This window comes from Streptomyces sp. NPDC057565, assembly GCF_042801455.1.
Taxonomy (GTDB): domain Bacteria; phylum Actinomycetota; class Actinomycetes; order Streptomycetales; family Streptomycetaceae; genus Streptomyces; species Streptomyces yanii.
This window is the reverse complement of the sequence record NZ_JBHVFU010000038.1, coordinates 67,305-86,015: the sequence shown is the minus strand read 5'-3', so window position 1 is coordinate 86,015 and position 18,711 is coordinate 67,305. Positions and strand designations below refer to the sequence as shown.

Here is an 18,711-nt window from a genome sequence, read left to right as displayed (position 1 = left end):
TTCCGGCGGTTCCAACCTTACCAGACTCTTTTTCGTTTCCGTTTCCGGTCCGAATTTGATTCCGGTGGCCTTTGGAGTGGCCTTTGCCTTTCGGCGTGTCCGCTACTTTAGTCGATTTCCTTGGCAGCTCATAATCGAGCCGATGGGATCGAATTACGGCATGCCGAATTCGCACCCGTCAGGGTGAATCGAAGGTAGTGGTTGGTCGCTTCCGGGTGCTCAACCTCGGTCCGATGGACCGTGCCGACAACAGTACCCGTTCAAGCGGCTCGGACTACGTTAGGTGACCGGCAGGGGCGAGTCAAGTTGCGCGGCGGCGTGGTGCGTGGGGCCGGTACAGGCTCACCGTGGGGTCTCCGTCGATCCAGAAGCGCCAGGGGTGTGCGGCTCCGTCACCGCCCACGCCGGTGCGGGGGCCGTTGCGTACCAGGTCGCGCGGTGGTGGGGTGCCGTGCAGTACGGACAAGGGAGCACCCGAGTGGGCGATGGCGTCAGTGCCGTTCAGGCCTCGGTCGATGTCGAGGGCGGTAGCCAGACGGGCCGGGCCTTTGGCCAGTTCTCGGTCACTGCGGGCCGAGGTTCGACGCTTACGGCTGAGTTCAGCACCCACCTGGACCTCACCCGCCCGGAGCAGTACACCGCTCGCCACGCCTTCGGGGCCGCACACCAGGTTGAGGCAGTGCCACATGCCGTAGGTGAAGTAGACGTAGGCGTGGCCGGGTGGTCCGAACATCACGCTGTTGCGCGCGGTGCGGCCACGGAAGGCGTGCGAGCCGGGGTCGATCTCGCCGGCGTACGCCTCCACCTCGGTGAGGCGGAGTTCGATGGGGCCGTCGCCTGTGATGCGTACCAGGGTCCGGCCCAGCAGGTCGGGTGCCACCTCCAGTACGGGGCGGTCGAAGAAATCCCGCGTCAGCGGCGTACGGTCCAGGCCCTCGATCATGGCGTTCGAGGTTACCGGGAACCGACTACGGTCGTGGCGCGTATGTAGGGGTCAGACCAAGGAGGAGTAAATATGGGCTTCAAGCGGCTGCTCGCGAGCATGGGTGCCGGTGGTGCTTCGGTGGAGACGGAGCTGACCGAGGTCAACGTCGTGCCGGGCGGCGTCGTCCAGGGCGAGGTGCGGATCCAGGGTGGTTCCGTGGCGCAGCAGATCGAGGGACTCTCGGTCGGTCTGCAGGCGCGCGTCGAGGTCGAGGGCAACGACCAGGAGATGAAGCAGGACATCGAGTTCACCAAGCTGCAGCTCGGTGGGGCGTTCGAGGTGCAGGCAGGTGCCGTGCACGTCGTTCCGTTCGGGCTCGAGATCCCGTGGGAGACGCCGATCACGATGTTCGGCGGTCAGCACCTGCGCGGCATGAACATCGGTGTGACCACCGAACTGGAGATCGCGCGGGCGCTGGACTCGGGCGACCTCGACCCGATCAACGTCCACCCGCTGCCGGCGCAGCAGGCGATCCTCGACGCGTTCGGCCAGCTGGGCTTCGGATTCCGCAGCGCGGACATGGAGCGTGGTCACATCCGCGGCACGCGTCAGCGGCTGCCCTTCTACCAGGAGATCGAGTTCTTCCCGCCGCAGCAGTACCGCGGGCTGAACCAGGTCGAGCTGACGTTCGTCGCGGACGACCGCGAGATGGATGTCGTGCTGGAGATGGACAAGAAGGCGGGGCTCTTCAGTGAGGGCAGCGACTCGTACCGGGCGTTCAAGGTCGGTCTGAACGACTTCCGGGGGACCGACTGGGCGGCATACCTCAATCAGTGGCTCGCCCAGGTCGGCGGTCGGCGCAACTGGCTCTAGGGTCGGTGGCGAGACTCCAGAGCCGATCAGGAGAGGTGCTGACGTGACCGAGCCGAAGAGGCCGCCGCTGCCGCATGACTTCCATCCCGAGGTGCCTTCGTTCACGGTGGTGAGCGAAGATCTTGCTCCCGGGGCCGTGCTGGCGGACGCCCAGGTGTTCGCGGCCGGGAACACTTCGCCGCAGCTGCGGTGGGAAGGGTTCCCGGTGGAGGCAAAGAGTTTCGCCGTGACCTGCTTCGATCCGGATGCTCCGACGGGCAGCGGATTCTGGCACTGGGTCGTGTTCGACATCCCGGCATCGGTCACGGAGCTGCCGGCCGGTGCGGGCAGCGGGAAGTTCGAGGGACTGCCCGCCGGTGCCGTTCAGGTCCGTAACGACTACGGGTCGAAGGAGTTCGGCGGCGCCGCGCCGCCGGCCGGGGAGAACCACCGCTACGTCTTCACCGTGTATGCGGTGGACAGCGAGAAGCTGGGGCCGGACAGTAATGCGTCGCCCGCCGTGGTCGGGTTCAATCTGCGGTTCCACACACTGGGCCGTGCTCAGCTGATCGGTGAGTACACCGGTCCCGCGTAGTACCCCATGAGCTGAGAGTTCTCCTGCTGTTTGCCCTGCCCTGGTCTTGGAGAGATCAGGGCAGGGCATTTTTTATTGCGTTGTCCATCCCGGCCCGCCCAGCCAGAGTTGATCCGGGCCTGCCAGGGGGTGGGCGGCACACGGGAGGTGGGCGAGATGCGGGACACGCTGGTTCTCAACGCGAGCTTCGAGCCGCTGTCGACGGTGACACTGAACCGTGCGGTGGTGCTGATTCTGCAGGACAAGGCGGTTGTCGAGCAGTCGCATCCCGATCTCCGCATGCGTGGTGCCGCCGTGGACATTCCGGTACCCCGGGTGATCAGGCTCTGCCGGTACGTACGGGTGCCGTTCCGAAGACAGGCGCCGTGGTCCAGAAGGGGTGTGCTGATACGGGACCAGCACCGGTGCGCGTACTGCGGGCGACGGGCGACGACTGTCGACCACGTCGTGCCGCGCGCCCAGGGCGGCCAGGACACCTGGCTCAATACGGTGGCGTCCTGTGCCGAGGACAATCACCGCAAGGCGGCCCGGACGCCGGAGCAGGCGGGGATGCCATTGCTGCGGCAGCCCTTCGTACCGTCGCCCGCGGAGGCGATGCTGCTGGCGATGGGGGCCGGTGAGCGGTCGGCGCTGCCGGAGTGGCTGGACCGGACCGCCGCATAGCGGGCGTAGGTCGTCTACGCAGATCGTCGTATCGGAAGCCCGTCTCCGTGTGGAGGCGGGCTTTCGGGTTCAGCGGAGCACCAGCTGAACGATGGCGGCCGTGCCGACCACCACGATGAAGCCGCGCAGCACGGTGGGGCTGAGGCGGCGCCCGACCTTGGCGCCGATCTGGCCGCCGAGCGCGGAGCCGACCGCGATCAGCACGACGGCCGTCCAGTCGAAGTCCGCGACGAAGAGGAAGAAGAGCGCGGCAACGCTGTTGACGACCGCTGCCAGCACGTTCTTGACGGCGTTGAGGCGCTGCATCGTGTCGTCGAGCAGCATGCCCATCAGGGAGAGGTAGATGATCCCCTGGGCGGCGGTGAAGTAGCCGCCGTAGACGCTGGCGAGCATCAGTCCGACGCCGAGGAGGGGGCCGCCGTCGGACCGGGCGGTGGTGCCGTTGTGCTCGCGGCGGCGCTGGACGGCTTTGCTGATGCGAGGTTGCAGAATGACCAGGACGAGGGCCAGGGCGACCAGGATGGGCACGATGGTCTCGAACGCCGTGGAAGGCAGGGCCAGCAGTAGGGTGGCGCCGGTCAGGCCGCCGATGAGCGCGCCGATGCTCAATTTGAGGGCGCGGCGCCGCTGTCCGGCGAGTTCCTTGCGGTAGCCGATGGCGCCGCTGATGGAGCCGGGGATCAGGCCGAGGGCGTTGGAGACGGTGGCGGTGACCGGGGGCAGGCCGGTGGCGAGGAGGACCGGGAAGGTGATCAGCGTTCCGGAACCGACGACCGTGTTGATCGCGCCCGCGCTGATGCCCGCGCCGAAGACGGCGAGCATTTCCCAGATGGACATTCCGATTCCCCCGTGCATGATCAGTGCTTGATGCACTGATCATGCACGATGGTGTGTACGCGTCAGTCGACCGGGGGTTCCTCGCGGCGTTCCTTGCCGGTGTTGAAGCCGGGGACCCCGCTGCCGAGGTTCCCGAAGGCGCCGCTGAGGCCCTTGAGAGCGTCGCCGATCTCGCTCGGCACGATCCAGAGCTTGTTGGCGTCGCCCTCGGCGATCTTCGGGAGCATCTGGAGGTACTGGTACGAGAGGAGCTTCTGGTCCGGGTCGCCGGCATGGATGGACTCGAAGACCGTCCGGATGGCCTGGGCCTCGCCCTCGGCGCGCAGGGCCGCGGCCTTGGCCTCACCCTCGGCGCGCAGGATCGCGGACTGCTTCTCGCCCTCCGCGGTGAGGATCGCGGACTGCCGGGTTCCCTCGGCCTGGAGGATCGCGGCACGCTTGTCACGGTCGGCGCGCATCTGCTTCTCCATCGAGTCCTGGATGGAGGTCGGCGGTTCGATCGCCTTGAGCTCGACGCGGTTGACGCGGATACCCCACTTGCCGGTGGCTTCGTCGAGGACACCGCGGAGGGCGGCGTTGATCTCCTCGCGGGAGGTCAGGGTCCGCTCCAGGTCCATGCCACCGATGATGTTGCGGAGGGTGGTGACGGTGAGCTGCTCGATCGCCTGAATGTAGCTGGCGACTTCGTACGTCGCGGCCCGCGCGTCCGTCACCTGGTAGTAGATGACGGTGTCGATATTGACGACCAGGTTGTCCTGGGTGATCACCGGCTGGGGCGGGAACGGGACGACCTGTTCGCGGAGGTCGATCCGGTTGCGGATGGTGTCGATGAACGGAACGACGATGTTCAGGCCTGCGTTGAGCGTGCGGGTGTAGCGGCCGAAGCGCTCCACGATGGCGGCGCTGGCCTGCGGGATGACCTGGATCGTCTTGATCAGGGCGATGAAGACGAGCACCACCAGAATGATCAGGACGATGATGATCGGTTGCATCGTGTTCCTCGTGCCCTTCGGTTGCCGACGGATCGCGATGATCGGGGTCGGATCTCATGAGGTCCGGATCTCATGATGATCGACATCGAGTCTGGCAGACCGAGGTCCGCCGTGTGAGCGGTTCGGTCACATGACAACGGCCGTGGCACCGTCGATGTCCACGACATCCACCTGCCGGCCGGGTTCGAAACTCTGATCTCCGTCGTAGGCACGGGCCGACCAGATCTCCCCGGCCAGCTTGATCCGGCCACCGCTGCCGTCGACCCGTTCCAGGACGACGGCCTGACGGCCTTTCAGCGCATCGATGCCGGTGGCCAGTTGAGGCCGGTCGGCGCGGTGCCTGGCGGCGATCGGGCGAACCACCGCGATGAGAGCGACGGAGACGACCACGAAGACCAGGACCTGGGCCACGATGCCGCCGCCGAGCGCGGCGACGACCGCCGCGGCGACCGCTCCGACGGCGAACATCCCGAACTCGGGCATCGCGGTCAGGACGAGCGGAATGCCCAGCCCGACCGCGCCGATCAGCCACCACACCCACGCATCGATGTCCACCCGGTCATGGTAGGACCGTGAGTCCCTCGCCGACAGGGCTTCGATCAGGACATCCGGGGCACAGTGCGTTCAGGACGCCGGTGTTCAGGACAGCGGGAGGCCGTGTGCGGTGTATCGGTCGCCGGTGTGCTCGACGATGAGCGGCAGACCGAAGCAGAGGGAGAGGTTGCGGGAGCTGAGCTCGGTCTCCATGGGGCCCGCGGCGAGGACCTTGCCCTGGCGGATCATGAGGACGTGGGTGAAGCCCGGGGCGATCTCCTCGACATGGTGCGTCACCATGATCATGGAGGGGGCCAACGGGTCGCGGGCGAGCCGGCCGAGGCGGCGGACCAGATCCTCGCGGCCACCGAGGTCGAGACCTGCGGCGGGCTCGTCGAGGAGCAGCAGCTCCGGGTCGGTCATCATGGCGCGGGCGATCAGGGTGCGCTTGCGCTCGCCCTCGGAGAGGGTGCCGAACTTGCGGTCGAGGAACTCGGTCATGCCGAGCCGGTCGAGGAACGCGCGGGCCCGGTCCTCGTCGACGGCGTCGTAGTTCTCGTGCCAGGTGGCGGTCATGCCGTACGCCGCGGTGAGCACCGTCTGCAGGACGGTCTGGCGCTTGGGCAGCTTCTCGGCCATGGCGACGCCCGCGATACCGATCCGCGGGCGCAGGTCGAAGACGTCGGTGCCGACGCCGCCGAGTTGTTCGCCGAGGATCGTGGCGCTGCCCTTGGTCGGGAAGAGGTAGCTGGACGCGATGTTGAGGAGGGTGGTCTTGCCGGCGCCGTTCGGGCCGAGGATGACCCAGCGCTCCCCCTCCTTGACCGACCAGGAGACGTCGTCCACCAGAGCGCGTCCGTCGCGGACCACGGATACGTCCACCAGCTCCAGTACATCGCTCATGAGCGCGTTGTCTCCCCATGCAGTCTCGAGATCGTCGCGTGCCTGTGGGCACAGCTCCCAGGGAAAACCTACGCCACCCCAAGAGTGCTCCAGCTCTTAGGTCCGGTTCCCTAGGCTGTTCCCATGCTTTCGGAACCACGCTCGGGGCTGCTGGCCTCATGGGGAAACGCGCTTCTGGCCGGACTTGTCTCACCGGACGACGCTGCGCTCGCGATTGTCGGAGAGGACGCGGTGCACCGCGTCGAGGGGCTGCCGGGTGAGGCGGGACCGGTCGGGCTCACGCTGGCCCTGGGGCGACTGCGCGGATTGGGAGTGACGGGCTTCCGGGTCGCCCTGCCGGTGCCGGGACATCCGCTCGGGCTCAGCGGCCCGCCCGAGTTCAATGCGCGGGCGCTGGAGGCCGAGGAGGCGGTGATCGCGTCCGGTGCGCCGTACGGACTGGTGCCCGAGGTGCGGGAGGCGGGGCCTGCCGGTGATCTGCACGTCGAGGTGGTGTGGTGCTGTCTGCCGGTGCGGGAGGCGCCGCCGGCCGATGTGCCGTCGCTGAGTGAGGCGGAGCGGGAGCTCGCGGAGGCGTTGCGGGATGCGACGGCGGCGCTGTCGCGGCTCGATGTGGCCGGGTCCGGTCCGGTGGCGGAGGCGGCGCTGGATGCGTACCGGGCGCGGGCGGAGCGGGGGCGGGAGCTGCTCGCTCCGGGATATCCGCCGCGGGCGGTACGGGTGCTGGAGCTGGCGCAGCGGGTGGGGCTGCTGATCTCGCTGGCGTACGAGAACGGGCACGGCGGGGCGGTGAGCGCGTCGGAGATCGCGGCCCGGGGGGCGGCGCTGCGGCCGGTGGAGCGGGTGGCTCGGCGGGCGCAGGTGGCGGCCTACAACGCGTATGTGGAGGGACGGGAGCGGGGGTGAGGGTTGTCCCGTGATCCCCGGCGGATCAGCGCACGGCGTCGGGATCTCGGGACAGCGCTCAGGCGCAGGAACGGGGACCGGGGCGTCCGGTGGCCCGTCCGTCCTCGATCGCTGGACGGGCTTGATCGTGCGGGGGGTGCGGCTCGACCCGTTGCGGCTCGATCCTCGGTGGTGATGGGCCGTGAGTTGTGGTGTGGGGCGGCATGGCTGATGCCGGACGGGTCCCTTTCGGGGCCGTCCGGCATCGGGGGAACCGGGGTGGTCAGCCGTTGTGGCCGACGTTGCCGAAGGCCGGGTTGAGCAGGCCGATCACGTTGACCGTGTTGCCGACCACGTTCACCGGGACGTGGACCGGGGCCTGGATGACGTTGCCACTGAGCACGCCCGGGGAGTGGGTCACCACACCGTGGGCGCCCGCGCCGTGACCGGTGGCGGAGGCCGCGCCGGCGCCGGCGGCGATGATGCCACCGGCGATCATGGTGACGGCAGCGGCCTTCTTCAGGTTCTTCACTTCAGGATCCTCCTCGCGTCGCTGCGGCCGGCCGCCGCAGCACGCCATGGAGAACGCCCCCGGGCCCGACAGGATGCGCCGTTCGGGTGACATACACCCGACAGTATGAATCTCAGCCCGGAGGGAACCGCTCCGCTTCGGCGCTGATCAGCCCGCCACCCCGTGGCGGACGGCCCAGAGCGCCGCCTGGGTACGGTCCGCCAGATCCAGCTTCATCAAGATGTTCGAGACGTGCGTCTTGACGGTCTTTTCGGAGAGAACCAGGGCCCGCGCGATCTCGCGGTTGGAGCGGCCGTCGGCGATCAGGCCGAGGACCTCCCGCTCCCGTTCGGTGAGGGTGCTCCCCCGGCCGGTCCCGGTGCCTGAGTCCTCCTGGGCGAGGAGAGCCCCGGCGACCTCCGGCTGGAGCAGGACATGGCCCGCATGGACCGAGCGGATGGCGCCGGCCAGCGCTTCCGGGTCGACGTCCTTGTACACGTAACCGGAGGCGCCCGCGCGCAGGGCGGGGACCACCGTCCGCTGCTCGGTGAAGCTGGTGACGATCAGCACCTTGGCCGGGTTGTCCAGTTCGCGGAGCTTGCGGAGCGCCTCGATGCCGTCGGTGCCCGGCATCTTGATGTCCATCAGCACCACGTCGGGGCGGAGTTCCTCGGAGCGGGCGACTCCTTCGGCGCCGTCGGCCGCCTCGCCGACGACCTCTATGTCGTCCTGGATCTCCAGGAACGTACGCAGACCGCGGCGGACCACCTGGTGGTCGTCGACCAGCAGCACCCTGATGATCTTGTCAGCCACCGGGGACCTCCATCTCGATCGTGGTGCCCTTGCCGGGCGCCGATTCAACGGTGAGCCTGCCACCGACACCACTCGCACGGTCCCGCATCGACACCAGACCCAGATGGCGGCCCGCCTGCCGCGTCGCCGTGGGCTCGAATCCGCTGCCGTCGTCCGTGATCCGCAGCACCGTGCCGCTGCCACAACGGGCGAGCGTGACGTCGACCCGCTCGGCGCCCGAGTGGCGCAGTGCGTTGTGCAGGGCCTCCTGGGAGACCCGGAGCAGCGCCTCCTCCTGGGCGGCGGGCAGAGCTCGTACACCGAGGCTCTCGAAGGTGACCCTGGCGGTGTGGGCACGGTCCAGGACCTGGACCTGGGTGCGGAGCGTGGCGATCAGACCGTCCTCGTCGAGCGCTGCGGGGCGCAGTTCGACGACGGCGGCGCGCAACTCGTCCACTGCCTCCGCGGCCAGAGCGGCGACCTGCTGGAGCTCGCCCTTGGCGCGGGCCGGGTCGCGGTCGACGAGGGCGGCGGCCGCCTGGGCCGTCAGCCGCAGGGAGAACAGCTTCTGGCTGACCGCGTCGTGCAGCTCGTGGGCGAGGCGGGAGCGCTCCTCGGCGATGGTGAGCTCGCGGCTGCGCTCGTACAGCCGGGCGTTCGTGAGGGCGATCGCCGCGTGCTGGGCGAGGATCGACAACAGCTCTTCGTCCTGCGCGGTGAAGCCGCAGCCGCCCTGGGGTTTGGGGCAGCGCTTGTTGGCGAGGAAGAGCGCGCCGATGATCTCGTCGCCGTCCCTGATGGGCAGGCCCAGGAAGTCGGACATGTCCGGGTGGGCGGCCGGCCAGCCCTCGAAGCGGGGGTCCTTGCGGACGTCGGCGAGGCGCTCCGGCTTCGCCTCGTGGAGCATCGCGGCGAGGATGCCGTGCTGCCGGGGCAGCGGGCCGATGGCCTTCCACTGCTCGTCGCTGACGCCGTCGACGACGAACTGGGCGAAGCCGCCGTGGTCGTCGGGGACGCCCAGGGCCGCGTACTCGGCGTCCAGCAGTTCGCGGGCCGAGGCGACGATGGTCTTCAGGACGTCACGCACTTCGAGGTGGCGGCTCATGGCGAGCAGCGCGTCACTCACCGCTGCGAGGCCCGACGGTGGGCTGTGGCTCATGGCCTCACCGTACCGGCGGGGGTGGGGCTCCGGATCGGCCTGTGGACGGCCGGTGCCTAGGGCGTCGGCCCTAGGTCGAAGTGCCTTGCGGGGGTGCGGCTCGCGGACGAGGCGCGGGGCACGGCGACATTCCTACGTTGGGGGTGCCGAGGTCCATCGGTGATCGCCTAGGTAACAAGGGGACGGTTGGCATGCCTGTCGCGATGATCACGGGCGCTTCGAAGGGACTGGGGCGTGCGCTGGCAGCCGCGCTCGCTCAGCGGGGCTGGGATCTGGTGCTGGACGCCAGGACCGCGAGCGCGCTGGAGGAGACGTCGAAGGAGCTGGCGGCGTGCGGGGCGCGGGTGGCGGCCGTACCCGGGGATGTCACGGATGCCGCACACCGCGGGGCACTGGTGGCCGCCGCCGGTGAGTTCGGCGGGCTCGATCTGCTGGTGAGCAATGCGAGTGCGCTGGGTGCGGAGCCGCTCGTGCGGCTCGACGCGCTGTCGCTGGGCGGGCTCCGGCAGGCGCTGGAGACCAATGTGGTGGCGGCGCTCGGTCTCGTGCAGGGGACGCTGCCGCTGCTGCGGGCGTCGGCGGCGGGCGCGGTCGTGATGGTGAGTTCGGACGCGGCCGCGGAGCCGTACGAGACCTGGGGCGGTTACGGGGCGTCGAAGGCGGCGCTCGACCAGCTGGCCGCGGTGCTGGGGGTGGAGGAGCCGGGGCTGCGCGTGTGGGCGGTCGATCCGGGCGACATGCAGACCGATCTGTATGCGGCGGCGGTACCCGAGGACGAGGATCCGCGACCGCGTCCTGAGAGCGTGGTGCCCGCGTTCCTGCGTCTGCTGGACCGCCGGCCGGCGAGCGGACGGTATGCGGCACCTGCGCTGACGGAGACACCAGAGACAGTGGTGGAGCTGTGACCGCCCTGGACGCGTTGACGGTGCCCGCGGAGCTCTCGGCCCGGGTGCCGGCGGAGCAGCGCGGCGCGGGGCGTGATGACGTACGGATGCTGGTGTCCCGGGGCCGGGAGGTGTCGCACCATGCGTTCCGGGAGCTGCCGGAGCAGTTGCGGGCCGGGGACGTGCTCGTCGTCAATACGTCTGCGACGCTGCCCGCCGCGGTGAACGGGCGGACCGGCGGTGCGCGGGTGGTCGTGCACTTCTCGACGCGGGGTGACGACGGGCGCTGGGCGGTGGAGCTGCGCCACCCCGACGGGACGGGGGCGACGGTGCCGCGCCGCGGTGGGCCGACGGGGACGGTCGTCCACCTGCCGGGCGGCTCGCGGCTGGTGCTGCAGGAGCCGCTGGGCGGTGCGGCGGCGGGCGCCAGGTTGTGGTGGGCGCGGGTGTCGACGGAGGTGCCGGGGCTGCTGCGGCGGTACGGGCGGCCGATCCGTTACGGGTACACGGAGCGGGACCAGCCGTTGTCCGCGTATCAGACGGTGTTCGCGGTTCAGGCCCCCGACGGGAGCGGTTCGGCGGAGATGCCGAGCGCAGCGCGGCCGTTCACGCCGCGGCTGGTGGCCGCGCTGGTGCGTCGCGGGGTGCAGTTCGCGCCGCTGACGCTGCATACCGGGGTGGCGTCGGCCGAGGCGTACGAGCCGCCGTACCCGGAGCGCTTCGAGGTGCCGCGGACGACGGCCTGGCTGGTCAACGCGGCACGGGCGGCGGGCGGGCGGGTGATCGCGGTCGGTACGACGGCGGTGCGGGCGCTGGAGTCGTCTGCGGGCGCGGACGGGGTGGTGCGACCGGCGGCCGGCTGGACGGATCTGGTGGTGACGCCGCAGCGCGGGGTGCGGGTGGTGGACGGGCTGCTGACCGGGCTGCACGAGCCGGCGGCCTCGCATCTGCTGATGCTGGAGGCGGTCGCGGGGCGGGCCGCGCTGCAGTGCGCATACCCGGAGGCGCTGCGGCACGGGTACCTCTGGCATGAGTTCGGGGACGTGCATCTCCTGCTCCCCGAAACGGAGTCTCACGCTCTGAATTGCCGAAGCAACGATTGGTGAAGTTGTTACGCGGCCGATGTGAGGCCGCGCATAGGACCCACGTCACTTACGAAGTCGGCTAGTGGATACATAAGGGCCACATGAGTGGTCACGAGCGCGGACCGTCCCGTTCGAGCGCTCCCCTGATCCACTACCCAGCTTCGTACGTCACTCCTTTGCCACGGGATTTTGCGGCCGCTAAGAATTGCACTCGTCCCCGACGGAGATGCGAATCGTCGCTTCCGTCTCGTCCTCCGTGAGGACTCCAGCGATTCGAAGAGGTACGACTGAATGTCCGCGTCCAGCATCCCCCGCCGTATTCGCTGCCTGAACAAGACCCAGAAGCTCTCCGTGGCGGGCGTCTCCGCCGTCGCCGCCGCCGCTCTCTCGCTCTCCCTCGTCCCGGCCCACGCCGAGACGCCGGCCAAGCCGCAGACCGAGCCGCAGGCCGCTTCCGCCGCTCCGGTGGTCTTCAGCCTCGCCCCCAGTGCCCCGCAGGCCAGGACCATCCAGGCCAGCATCATCGAGCAGCACTCCACCGCCGAGAAGCTGGTGCAGGCCGCTGACGCGGCCAAGGCGAAGCTGGTCGCCGCAGCCAAGGCGAAGGCCCAGGCCGCCGCGAAGGCCAAGGCTGCCGCCAAGGCGAAGGCCGAGGCCGCCGCGAAGGCCAAGGCCGATGCCGCGAAGCGGTCCACCCAGGTCACCACGCGCTCCGTCGCCCGTACTCCGGTCTACGCCAACAACCTGGACGGCTGGATCTCCGAGGCGCTGGCCATCATGAAGGCCAAGGGCATCCCGGGTTCGTACGACGGTCTGCACCGCAACATCATGCGGGAGTCCACCGGTAACCCGAACGCGATCAACGGCTGGGACATCAACGCCCAGAACGGCACCCCGTCCTGCGGTCTGCTGCAGGTCATCCAGCCGACGTTCAACGCGTACCACGTCCCCGGTACCTCGATGAACATCTACGACCCGGTCGCCAACATCACCGCCGCGGCCAACTACGCCGCCGACCGGTACGGCTCGATCGACAACGTCAACAGCGCGTACTGATCGACGCGGCACGGCACCGCGCACACGCATACGCCGAAGGGCGGCACCCCGGATCGGGTGCCGCCCTTCGGCGTTCCGTGCGCGGTGCCCGCGTCTACTTGCGCATGACCTCGGGCTCGTGGCGGCGCAGCAGTCGCGCGACCGCGAAGCCGCAGATGATGCCGAGGAACAGCAGCACCGAGATGTTCATCCCCCACTGACCGGCCGTGTGCTCCCACAGCGGGTCCAGGTCGGTCGGGTTCTTCTGGTCCCACGGCGGCATCAGGTGCGCCAGGTCGAGCGTCGAGCCCGCGCCCGCGATGGCCCAGCGGGACGGCATCAGCCAGGCGAACTGCTCCAGGCCGGGCGATCCGTACACCTGGAAGAGGATGCCGGTGAAGACGACCTGGACGATCGCGAACATGACCAGCAGCGGCATGGTCTTCTCGGAGGTCTTCACCAGCGAGGAGATCACCAGACCGAACATCATCGAGGTGAAGCCGAGCGCGATGATCGTCACGCAGAGCTCGACGGCCGGCGGCATGATCAGACCCTCTTCGGGCAGATCGCGGGTGGCGAAGCCGATCCCGCAGATGATGACGCCCTGGATGGCCGTGATCACGCCGAGGACGATCACCTTGGACATCAGATAGGCGGAGCGGGAGAGGCCGGTGGCCCGTTCCCGTTCGTAGATGACGCGTTCCTTGATCAGTTCTCGTACGGAGTTGGCCGCACCGGAGAAGCACATGCCGACCGCGAGGATCAGCATGATCGTTCCGGCATCTCCGTTGAACCGGGACGGCGGCTTCGGCGGGGCCAGGCCGAAGTCGGCCGGGATGACCACGCTGACGATGCCGAGCACCGCCGGGAGGATCACCATCAGACCCATGAAGCCCTTGTCGGACGCGATCACCGACACGTACCGGCGCATCAGCGTCCACAGCTGCGTCCCCCAGCCCTGCGGCTTCGGCGGGCGCATCTGCTGCGGGGGCGGCATGTGTACGGACTGTGCGGCGACGGCGTCGATGTCCGCGGCGTACATCTGGTAGTGCTGCGAACCGCGCCAGCGGCCCGCCCAGTCGTAGTCGCGATAGTTCTCGAACGCGGAGAAGACATCGGCCCAGGTGGTGTAGCCGAAGAAGTTGAGCGCTTCCTCCGGCGGACCGAAGTAGGCGACGGAGCCGCCCGGCGCCATCACGAGCAGCTTGTCGCAGATCGCCAGCTCGGCCACCGAGTGCGTGACGACGAGGACCGTACGGCCGTCGTCGGCGAGGCCGCGCAGCAGCTGCATGACATCGCGGTCCATGCCCGGGTCGAGGCCCGAGGTCGGCTCGTCCAGGAAGATCAGCGACGGCTTGGTGAGCAGCTCCAGGGCGACCGAGACACGCTTGCGCTGGCCACCGGAGAGCGAGGTGACCTTCTTGTCCTTGTGGATGTCGAGCTTGAGCTCGGTGAGGACCTCATGGATCCGGGACTGGCGCTCGGCCTCGGTGGTGTCCGCGGGGAAGCGGAGCTTGGCCGCGTACTTGAGGGCCTTGGCGACCGTGAGTTCCTTGTGCAGGATGTCGTCCTGCGGGACCAGACCGATGCGCTGGCGCAGCTCGGCGAACTGCTTGTACAGGTTCCGGTTGTCGTAGAGGACGTCACCCTGGTTGGCGGGCCGGTAGCCGGTGAGCGCCTTGAGCAGGGTGGACTTGCCGGAACCCGAGGGGCCGATGACCGCGATCAGCGACTTCTCCGGGACGCCGAACGAGACGTCCTTGAGGATCTGCTTCCCGCCGTCGACCGTCACCGTGAGGTGGCGGGCGGAGAAGGAGACCTCACCGGTGTCGACGAACTCTTCCAGCCGGTCGCCGACCAGACGGAAGGTCGAGTGACCGACGCCGACGATGTCGTTCGGGCCGATCAGCGCGGAGCCGGACTTCTGGAGCGGCTGACCGTTGACGTACGTGCCGTTGTGGGAACCGAGATCGCGGATCTCGAAGCGGCCGTCGGGTGTCGCGTGGAACTCGGCGTGGTGGCGCGAGACCTGGAGGTCGGAGACGACGAGTTCGTTCTCCAGGGCACGACCGATGCGCATGACCCTGCCCAGGGCCACCTGGTGGAACGTCGTCGGACTGCGGTCCCCGTAGACCGGCGGAGCCCCCGCGGCACCACCGGGTCCACCCGCGGCGGGCGGCTTCGCCACGCCCTGCTGGTGCGGGACCTGAGGCTGCTGCGGCGCGCCCTGCTGCTGCCATGCCTGCTGCTGGTGCGCCGCGGGGTCCTGCTGCTGTCCCGGCCGGCCCGCGCCACCCTGCTGGGGCTGCTGAGCGGGGGCCTGCTGCGCGCCCGCGGCCTGACCGCTGTACACATCGGCGGCGCCGCTGAAGCTCAGCCGCGGTCCGTCAGTGGCGTTGCCCAGGTGCACGGCCGAGCCCGGCCCGATTTCCATCTGGTGGATTCGCCGGCCCTGCGCATAGGTGCCGTTGGTGGAACCGTGGTCCTCGATGAACCAACTCCGGCCCGTCCAGCTGATCGTGGCATGCCGCCACGAAACCCTGGCGTCGTCGATCGTCAGGTCGCCCTGTGGATCGCGACCGAGGGTGTATGGCCTGGACGGATCGAGCGTCCAGGTCCTTCCATTCAATTCCAGTACGAGTTCCGGCACTCCGCGCCCCACTAGTTGTCCCCCGAGTTACCCCCATCACAGGGAGTCTAGGGATGCTGAACATCGTGGGGAACTATTCCAGGAGCAGTCACCGATACGAAAGTCGGGCGGGGTCAAGACCCCATCGAGACCTGCTGCGCCGCACCGTTGACGGAGGAGAAACAGGCTCGGAGAGTGGGAAGCGCCCACGAGTGTGTACGGATCATGAGTGACCAGGTCAACTCAGGGCATCTCGGCGCGGATTGAGGGGGCCCTGATGGCGAGGTACGCACGCGGGAGCGGGGACGGCAGTACGGGGCGTATCCCGTGGGGTGACGTGGTGTTGGCGGCCATCGCCTCGGTCAGCTGGGCGATGGCCGGGATGGCGGGGACAGCGGCACTCGGGCTGCATCTGCTCGGGGCCGACTCGGCCGGGGCGCTGGGACCGATGACGGCGGCCGTCGTGGTGCTGGGAGCGGGTGGATCGGTCTCCCCGTCCGGCAGTGTCTCGGCGTTCGGGCTGGACGACGCCGAGGCGCACACCGCACTCGCCGTCACACCGCTCGGGGTGGGGCTGGTCGGTGCACTGCTGCTCTCCTTCTTCTTCCTGCGGTCGCTGCGCGGGGTGGGAGCGGTCGTCTCCGGTGCCGAACTCGCGTTCCGTGCAGGGGCGGTGGCGGTCATGTTCGTCGCCGTGCACGGCGGGCTCGCCTGGGCAGGTCACGATGTCGTGACGATCGACGGCGGGGCGCTGGAGCTGGACGGGGTGCCAGGGGCGGGAGGCAGTGGCGGTCTGCCCGGCGGGCTCGGTGATCCGGTCGGACTGTTGCCGGACCGGCTGGCGGACCTCGTCCGGGCGCAGGCACAGGTCGGGTTCACCGTCGACTCGTCCAAGTCCCTCGCGGGTGGCGCGTGTTGGGTGCTCGGAGTACTGGTCATCGCCCTGCTCGCCTCGCGCCGCACCCCGTTGCCGTCCGGGCTGGCAGGGTTGGACCGGACGGTGCGGCCTGCGGCGTCCGCGGTCGTGTCGGTTCTGCTGGTCGCGGTGGTCGCCGGGTGCGCTGCCGCGGCGTACGCGGCTGTCGGCGACGCCCACCCGAAACGCATCGTCGGCGCCGCGCTGCTCGGGGCGCCGAACGGGGCGTGGCTCGGGGTGCCGCTCGGCCTCTTCGTGCCGTGGGACGGGCAGGCGACCGGTGAGCCGGCCAAGGTGCTGCCCGATCCGCTGGACGAGCTGTTACGGGTGTCCGCCGACGAGCCGGTGACGGTCGGGCGGCTGGCCGGGCTGGCCGGCCGGGTCTGGCTGCTGGCGGTCGCCGCCGCAGTGATGATGCTGTACGCGGGGGTGCTGGCCGCGACCCGTACGCCCCGGGGGGGGAGCTGACCGGGGCCGGGTTCGTGGGGCGGTGTGCGGTGCGGCTCGGAGGCGTAACAGCGTCGGCGCTGGCGCTCCTGGTGTGGCTGACGCAGGTGTCCGCGGATGCGTCGCTCTCGGTGCTGGGCCTCGACGCGTTCGGCGCAGGGATCGAGTTGCACGGGCGGACGGGGACGGCTGCCTTGCTGGGTGCGGTGTGGGGTGCGGGCGCGGGCGGTGTGGGGGCGGCGGTGGCCTGGTTGGCGGGGGCGGTTCCGTCGGGGGCGGGGCCGGCCGGCGGAGACAGCGGTGGCGGTGGGGGGCCCGGACCGTACATACCGTCGCGGGTGTACCGGCCGCCGCACGACGAGACCAATCCGTACCTGCGTCCGTATCCGGATCCGGCGAGGGACGGGATTCACGGTGCGCCGACGGTGGTGGGGCCGATCGGTCCGCCCGTACGGCCGGCTGTGCCGCCGCCGGGGCCCGGACCCGGACCCGGGCCGGGGGACGTGGAAGGGTTGCCGCCGCCGGGCAGGCCGCCCGGAGCCGGCTGACCGAGTTGTCCCCGACTGCCGCAGGGCCCGAGAGCGCCCGGCCCCCGGACGGGGCGCAGCTTCATCCTGCCCTGAGGGCATGCGGGACCCCCGGGGCTCGAATGGCCGGTCGCCTCGGACACGCGCCGTGCAGGGCCGCTCACTCCCGCCGCGGACAGGGGCCGGGACGGGTCGGCCGGGGACCGTTTCCGCTGTCCGGTCCGCGGGACGGGGGTTCGAGGGGGTGAGGGAGACCGATACGGTGGGAACACCATGAGCGCATCTCAGTCCCCTCAGTCCTCCCCGTCTCCCGAGCCCTCTGAGGCCCCTGAGTCCCGTCAGGGCACCGACACCCCCACCCTTCTCGTGAAGATCTTCGGGAAGGACCGTCCGGGAATCACCGCCGGGCTCTTCGACACGCTCGCCGCCTATGCGGTCGATGTCGTCGACATCGAGCAGGTCGTCACCCGTGGCCGCATCGTTCTGTGCGCACTGGTCACCACCCCCACCGCGGGCGGTACCACCGAGGGCGACCTGCGGGCGACCGTGCACAGCTGGGCCGAATCGCTGAAGCTGCAGGCCGAGATCATCTCCGGTACCGGTGACAACCGGCCGCGTGGATACGGGCGCTCCCATGTGACTGTGCTCGGACACCCGCTGACCGCCGAGTCGACCGCTGCCATAGCGGCCACGATCACGTCGACCGGCGGCAACATCGACCGGATCTTCCGGCTGGCGAAGTACCCGGTCACGGCCGTCGAGTTCGCCGTGTCCGGCACCGGAACCGCGGAGCTGCGGACCGCGCTGGCGACCGAGGCCGCCGGCATCGGCGTCGATGTGGCGGTCGTGTCCGCCGGACTGAGCCGCCGGGCGCAGCGGCTGGTCGTCATGGATGTCGACTCGACGCTGATCCAGGACGAGGTCATCGAGCTGTTCGCGGCGCACGCCGGCTGTGAGGACAAGGTCGCCGAGGTGACCGAGCAGGCGATGCGTGGGGAGCTCGACTTCGAGCAGTCGCTGCACGCGCGAGTGGCACTGCTGGCCGGGCTCGATGTGTCGGTGGTGGAGAAGGTGCGCGCCGAGGTGCGACTGACTCCCGGTGCGCGCACTCTGATCCGCACACTGAAGCGACTCGGCTATCAAGTGGGCGTCGTCTCCGGCGGGTTCACCCAGGTCACGGATGACCTGAAGGAACGGCTCGGGCTCGACTTCGCCTCCGCCAACACTCTGGAAGTGGTCGACGGCAAGCTCACCGGACGGGTCGTCGGCGACGTCGTGGACCGGGCGGGCAAGGCCCGGCTGCTGCGCAGTTTCGCCGAGCAGGCCGGGGTGCCGCTGGCGCAGACCGTCGCGATCGGCGACGGTGCGAATGACCTGGACATGCTGAACACGGCCGGTCTCGGGGTCGCCTTCAATGCCAAGCCGGTCGTCCGCGAGGCCGCGCACACCGCGGTGAACGTGCCGTTCCTGGACACCGTGCTGTATCTGCTCGGGATCACCCGCGAAGAGGTCGAGGCCGCCGACGGTCTCGCCTGACCGA

18 protein-coding genes and 1 pseudogene are annotated in these 18,711 nt (G+C 69.6%); 10 read left to right on the top strand and 9 right to left on the bottom strand.

The window, feature by feature from the left end; all coding sequences use genetic code 11:
* Positions 1–187: hypothetical protein (locus tag ACFU8W_RS37495; protein ID WP_384047370.1), on the top strand; the 187-nt coding region annotated here is incomplete at its 5' end.
* A gap of 114 nt (positions 188–301) precedes the next feature.
* Here ACFU8W_RS37495 and ACFU8W_RS37490 read toward each other — a convergent pair.
* Positions 302–943 carry a DNA-3-methyladenine glycosylase gene (locus tag ACFU8W_RS37490; protein ID WP_384047367.1) on the bottom strand — a complete coding sequence of 214 codons (642 nt, stop codon included), beginning with the start codon at positions 941–943 and terminating at the stop codon, positions 302–304.
* Between the two features lie 72 nt (positions 944–1,015).
* Between ACFU8W_RS37490 and ACFU8W_RS37485 the strand changes: the two genes are divergently transcribed.
* The 3 genes from ACFU8W_RS37485 (at position 1,016) to ACFU8W_RS37475 (ending at position 3,035) form a co-directional block, all read left to right on the top strand.
* Positions 1,016–1,798, top strand: a complete 783-nt coding sequence (locus ACFU8W_RS37485) for a sporulation protein (protein WP_384047364.1) — start codon at positions 1,016–1,018, stop codon at positions 1,796–1,798.
* A 43-nt stretch (positions 1,799–1,841) separates the two neighbouring features.
* The gene (locus tag ACFU8W_RS37480; RefSeq protein ID WP_384047361.1) at positions 1,842–2,372 is read left to right on the top strand and encodes a YbhB/YbcL family Raf kinase inhibitor-like protein; all 531 of its coding nucleotides are present in this window, start codon (positions 1,842–1,844) and stop codon (positions 2,370–2,372) included.
* 156 nt (positions 2,373–2,528) lie between these two features.
* Positions 2,529–3,035, top strand: coding sequence for an HNH endonuclease (locus tag ACFU8W_RS37475; RefSeq protein ID WP_327247129.1), 507 nt, complete (start codon positions 2,529–2,531; stop codon positions 3,033–3,035).
* Between the two features lie 69 nt (positions 3,036–3,104).
* Here ACFU8W_RS37475 and ACFU8W_RS37470 read toward each other — a convergent pair whose 3' ends face one another.
* The 4 genes from ACFU8W_RS37470 to ACFU8W_RS37455 all read right to left on the bottom strand — a co-directional run bounded on the left by ACFU8W_RS37470 (position 3,105) and on the right by ACFU8W_RS37455 (position 6,301).
* Positions 3,105–3,872, bottom strand: coding sequence for a sulfite exporter TauE/SafE family protein (locus ACFU8W_RS37470; RefSeq protein ID WP_345513657.1), 768 nt, complete (start codon positions 3,870–3,872; stop codon positions 3,105–3,107).
* A gap of 62 nt (positions 3,873–3,934) precedes the next feature.
* A complete protein-coding gene (locus ACFU8W_RS37465; RefSeq protein WP_327247127.1) occupies positions 3,935–4,864 on the bottom strand; it encodes an SPFH domain-containing protein in 930 nt (309 codons plus the stop codon).
* A gap of 126 nt (positions 4,865–4,990) precedes the next feature.
* Complete coding sequence (locus ACFU8W_RS37460) at positions 4,991–5,419, bottom strand: NfeD family protein (protein WP_266987230.1); 429 nt, start codon at positions 5,417–5,419, stop codon at positions 4,991–4,993.
* An 84-nt stretch (positions 5,420–5,503) separates the two neighbouring features.
* The gene (locus tag ACFU8W_RS37455) at positions 5,504–6,301 is read right to left on the bottom strand and encodes an ABC transporter ATP-binding protein (protein ID WP_345513659.1); all 798 of its coding nucleotides are present in this window, start codon (positions 6,299–6,301) and stop codon (positions 5,504–5,506) included.
* A gap of 123 nt (positions 6,302–6,424) precedes the next feature.
* Between ACFU8W_RS37455 and ACFU8W_RS37450 the strand changes: the two genes are divergently transcribed.
* Positions 6,425–7,207: a hypothetical protein gene (locus ACFU8W_RS37450; protein ID WP_327247125.1), complete on the top strand. Its 783-nt coding sequence runs from the start codon at positions 6,425–6,427 to the stop codon at positions 7,205–7,207.
* A gap of 262 nt (positions 7,208–7,469) precedes the next feature.
* Here ACFU8W_RS37450 and ACFU8W_RS37445 read toward each other — a convergent pair whose 3' ends face one another.
* The 3 genes from ACFU8W_RS37445 to ACFU8W_RS37435 all read right to left on the bottom strand — a co-directional run bounded on the left by ACFU8W_RS37445 (position 7,470) and on the right by ACFU8W_RS37435 (position 9,648).
* A complete protein-coding gene (locus tag ACFU8W_RS37445) occupies positions 7,470–7,718 on the bottom strand; it encodes a chaplin (RefSeq protein ID WP_384047382.1) in 249 nt (82 codons plus the stop codon).
* A gap of 147 nt (positions 7,719–7,865) precedes the next feature.
* Positions 7,866–8,510 (bottom strand): response regulator transcription factor, encoded by a 645-nt coding sequence (locus ACFU8W_RS37440; RefSeq protein ID WP_345513660.1) that lies wholly within the window; start codon positions 8,508–8,510, stop codon positions 7,866–7,868.
* Complete coding sequence (locus tag ACFU8W_RS37435) at positions 8,503–9,648, bottom strand: GAF domain-containing sensor histidine kinase (RefSeq protein WP_384047354.1); 1,146 nt, start codon at positions 9,646–9,648, stop codon at positions 8,503–8,505. Before ACFU8W_RS37435 ends, ACFU8W_RS37440 begins: the two co-directional genes overlap by 8 nt.
* A 191-nt stretch (positions 9,649–9,839) precedes the next feature.
* Here ACFU8W_RS37435 and ACFU8W_RS37430 point away from each other — a divergent pair, with 191 nt between their 5' ends.
* The 3 genes from ACFU8W_RS37430 (at position 9,840) to ACFU8W_RS37420 (ending at position 12,673) form a co-directional block, all read left to right on the top strand.
* Positions 9,840–10,553 carry an SDR family NAD(P)-dependent oxidoreductase gene (locus ACFU8W_RS37430; RefSeq protein WP_384047351.1) on the top strand — a complete coding sequence of 238 codons (714 nt, stop codon included), beginning with the start codon at positions 9,840–9,842 and terminating at the stop codon, positions 10,551–10,553.
* Positions 10,550–11,638: an S-adenosylmethionine:tRNA ribosyltransferase-isomerase gene (locus tag ACFU8W_RS37425; protein WP_384047348.1), complete on the top strand. Its 1,089-nt coding sequence runs from the start codon at positions 10,550–10,552 to the stop codon at positions 11,636–11,638. Before ACFU8W_RS37430 ends, ACFU8W_RS37425 begins: the two co-directional genes overlap by 4 nt.
* Positions 11,639–11,908: 270 nt before the next feature.
* Positions 11,909–12,673: a transglycosylase SLT domain-containing protein gene (locus ACFU8W_RS37420; protein WP_384047345.1), complete on the top strand. Its 765-nt coding sequence runs from the start codon at positions 11,909–11,911 to the stop codon at positions 12,671–12,673.
* A 94-nt stretch (positions 12,674–12,767) separates the two neighbouring features.
* Here ACFU8W_RS37420 and ACFU8W_RS37415 read toward each other — a convergent pair whose 3' ends face one another.
* Positions 12,768–15,314 (bottom strand): FHA domain-containing protein, encoded by a 2,547-nt coding sequence (locus ACFU8W_RS37415; RefSeq protein WP_384047342.1) that lies wholly within the window; start codon positions 15,312–15,314, stop codon positions 12,768–12,770.
* 244 nt (positions 15,315–15,558) lie between these two features.
* On the opposite strand from ACFU8W_RS37415, the pseudogene ACFU8W_RS37410 reads away from it, so the two are divergent.
* A pseudogene (locus tag ACFU8W_RS37410) lies at positions 15,559–17,192 on the top strand (streptophobe family protein).
* 252 nt (positions 17,193–17,444) lie between these two features.
* A complete protein-coding gene (gene serB, locus ACFU8W_RS37405) occupies positions 17,445–18,707 on the top strand; it encodes a phosphoserine phosphatase SerB (protein ID WP_345513669.1) in 1,263 nt (420 codons plus the stop codon).
* Positions 18,708–18,711 lie beyond the last annotated feature (4 nt).

Excerpts from the sequence above, each read along its gene's own strand:
- ACFU8W_RS37485 (WP_384047364.1), top strand. The coding sequence starts at position 1,016 with ATGGGCTTCAAGCGGCTGCTCGCGAGCATGGGTGCCGGTGGTGCTTCG.
- ACFU8W_RS37435 (WP_384047354.1), bottom strand. The coding sequence starts at position 9,648 with ATGAGCCACAGCCCACCGTCGGGCCTCGCAGCGGTGAGTGACGCGCTG.
- ACFU8W_RS37465 (WP_327247127.1), bottom strand. The coding sequence starts at position 4,864 with ATGCAACCGATCATCATCGTCCTGATCATTCTGGTGGTGCTCGTCTTC.
- ACFU8W_RS37455 (WP_345513659.1), bottom strand. The coding sequence starts at position 6,301 with ATGAGCGATGTACTGGAGCTGGTGGACGTATCCGTGGTCCGCGACGGA.
- ACFU8W_RS37475 (WP_327247129.1), top strand. The coding sequence starts at position 2,529 with ATGCGGGACACGCTGGTTCTCAACGCGAGCTTCGAGCCGCTGTCGACG.
- ACFU8W_RS37430 (WP_384047351.1), top strand. The coding sequence starts at position 9,840 with ATGCCTGTCGCGATGATCACGGGCGCTTCGAAGGGACTGGGGCGTGCG.
- ACFU8W_RS37470 (WP_345513657.1), bottom strand. The coding sequence starts at position 3,872 with ATGTCCATCTGGGAAATGCTCGCCGTCTTCGGCGCGGGCATCAGCGCG.
- ACFU8W_RS37450 (WP_327247125.1), top strand. The coding sequence starts at position 6,425 with ATGCTTTCGGAACCACGCTCGGGGCTGCTGGCCTCATGGGGAAACGCG.
- serB (WP_345513669.1), top strand. The coding sequence starts at position 17,445 with ATGAGCGCATCTCAGTCCCCTCAGTCCTCCCCGTCTCCCGAGCCCTCT.
- ACFU8W_RS37490 (WP_384047367.1), bottom strand. The coding sequence starts at position 943 with ATGATCGAGGGCCTGGACCGTACGCCGCTGACGCGGGATTTCTTCGAC.
- ACFU8W_RS37420 (WP_384047345.1), top strand. The coding sequence starts at position 11,909 with ATGTCCGCGTCCAGCATCCCCCGCCGTATTCGCTGCCTGAACAAGACC.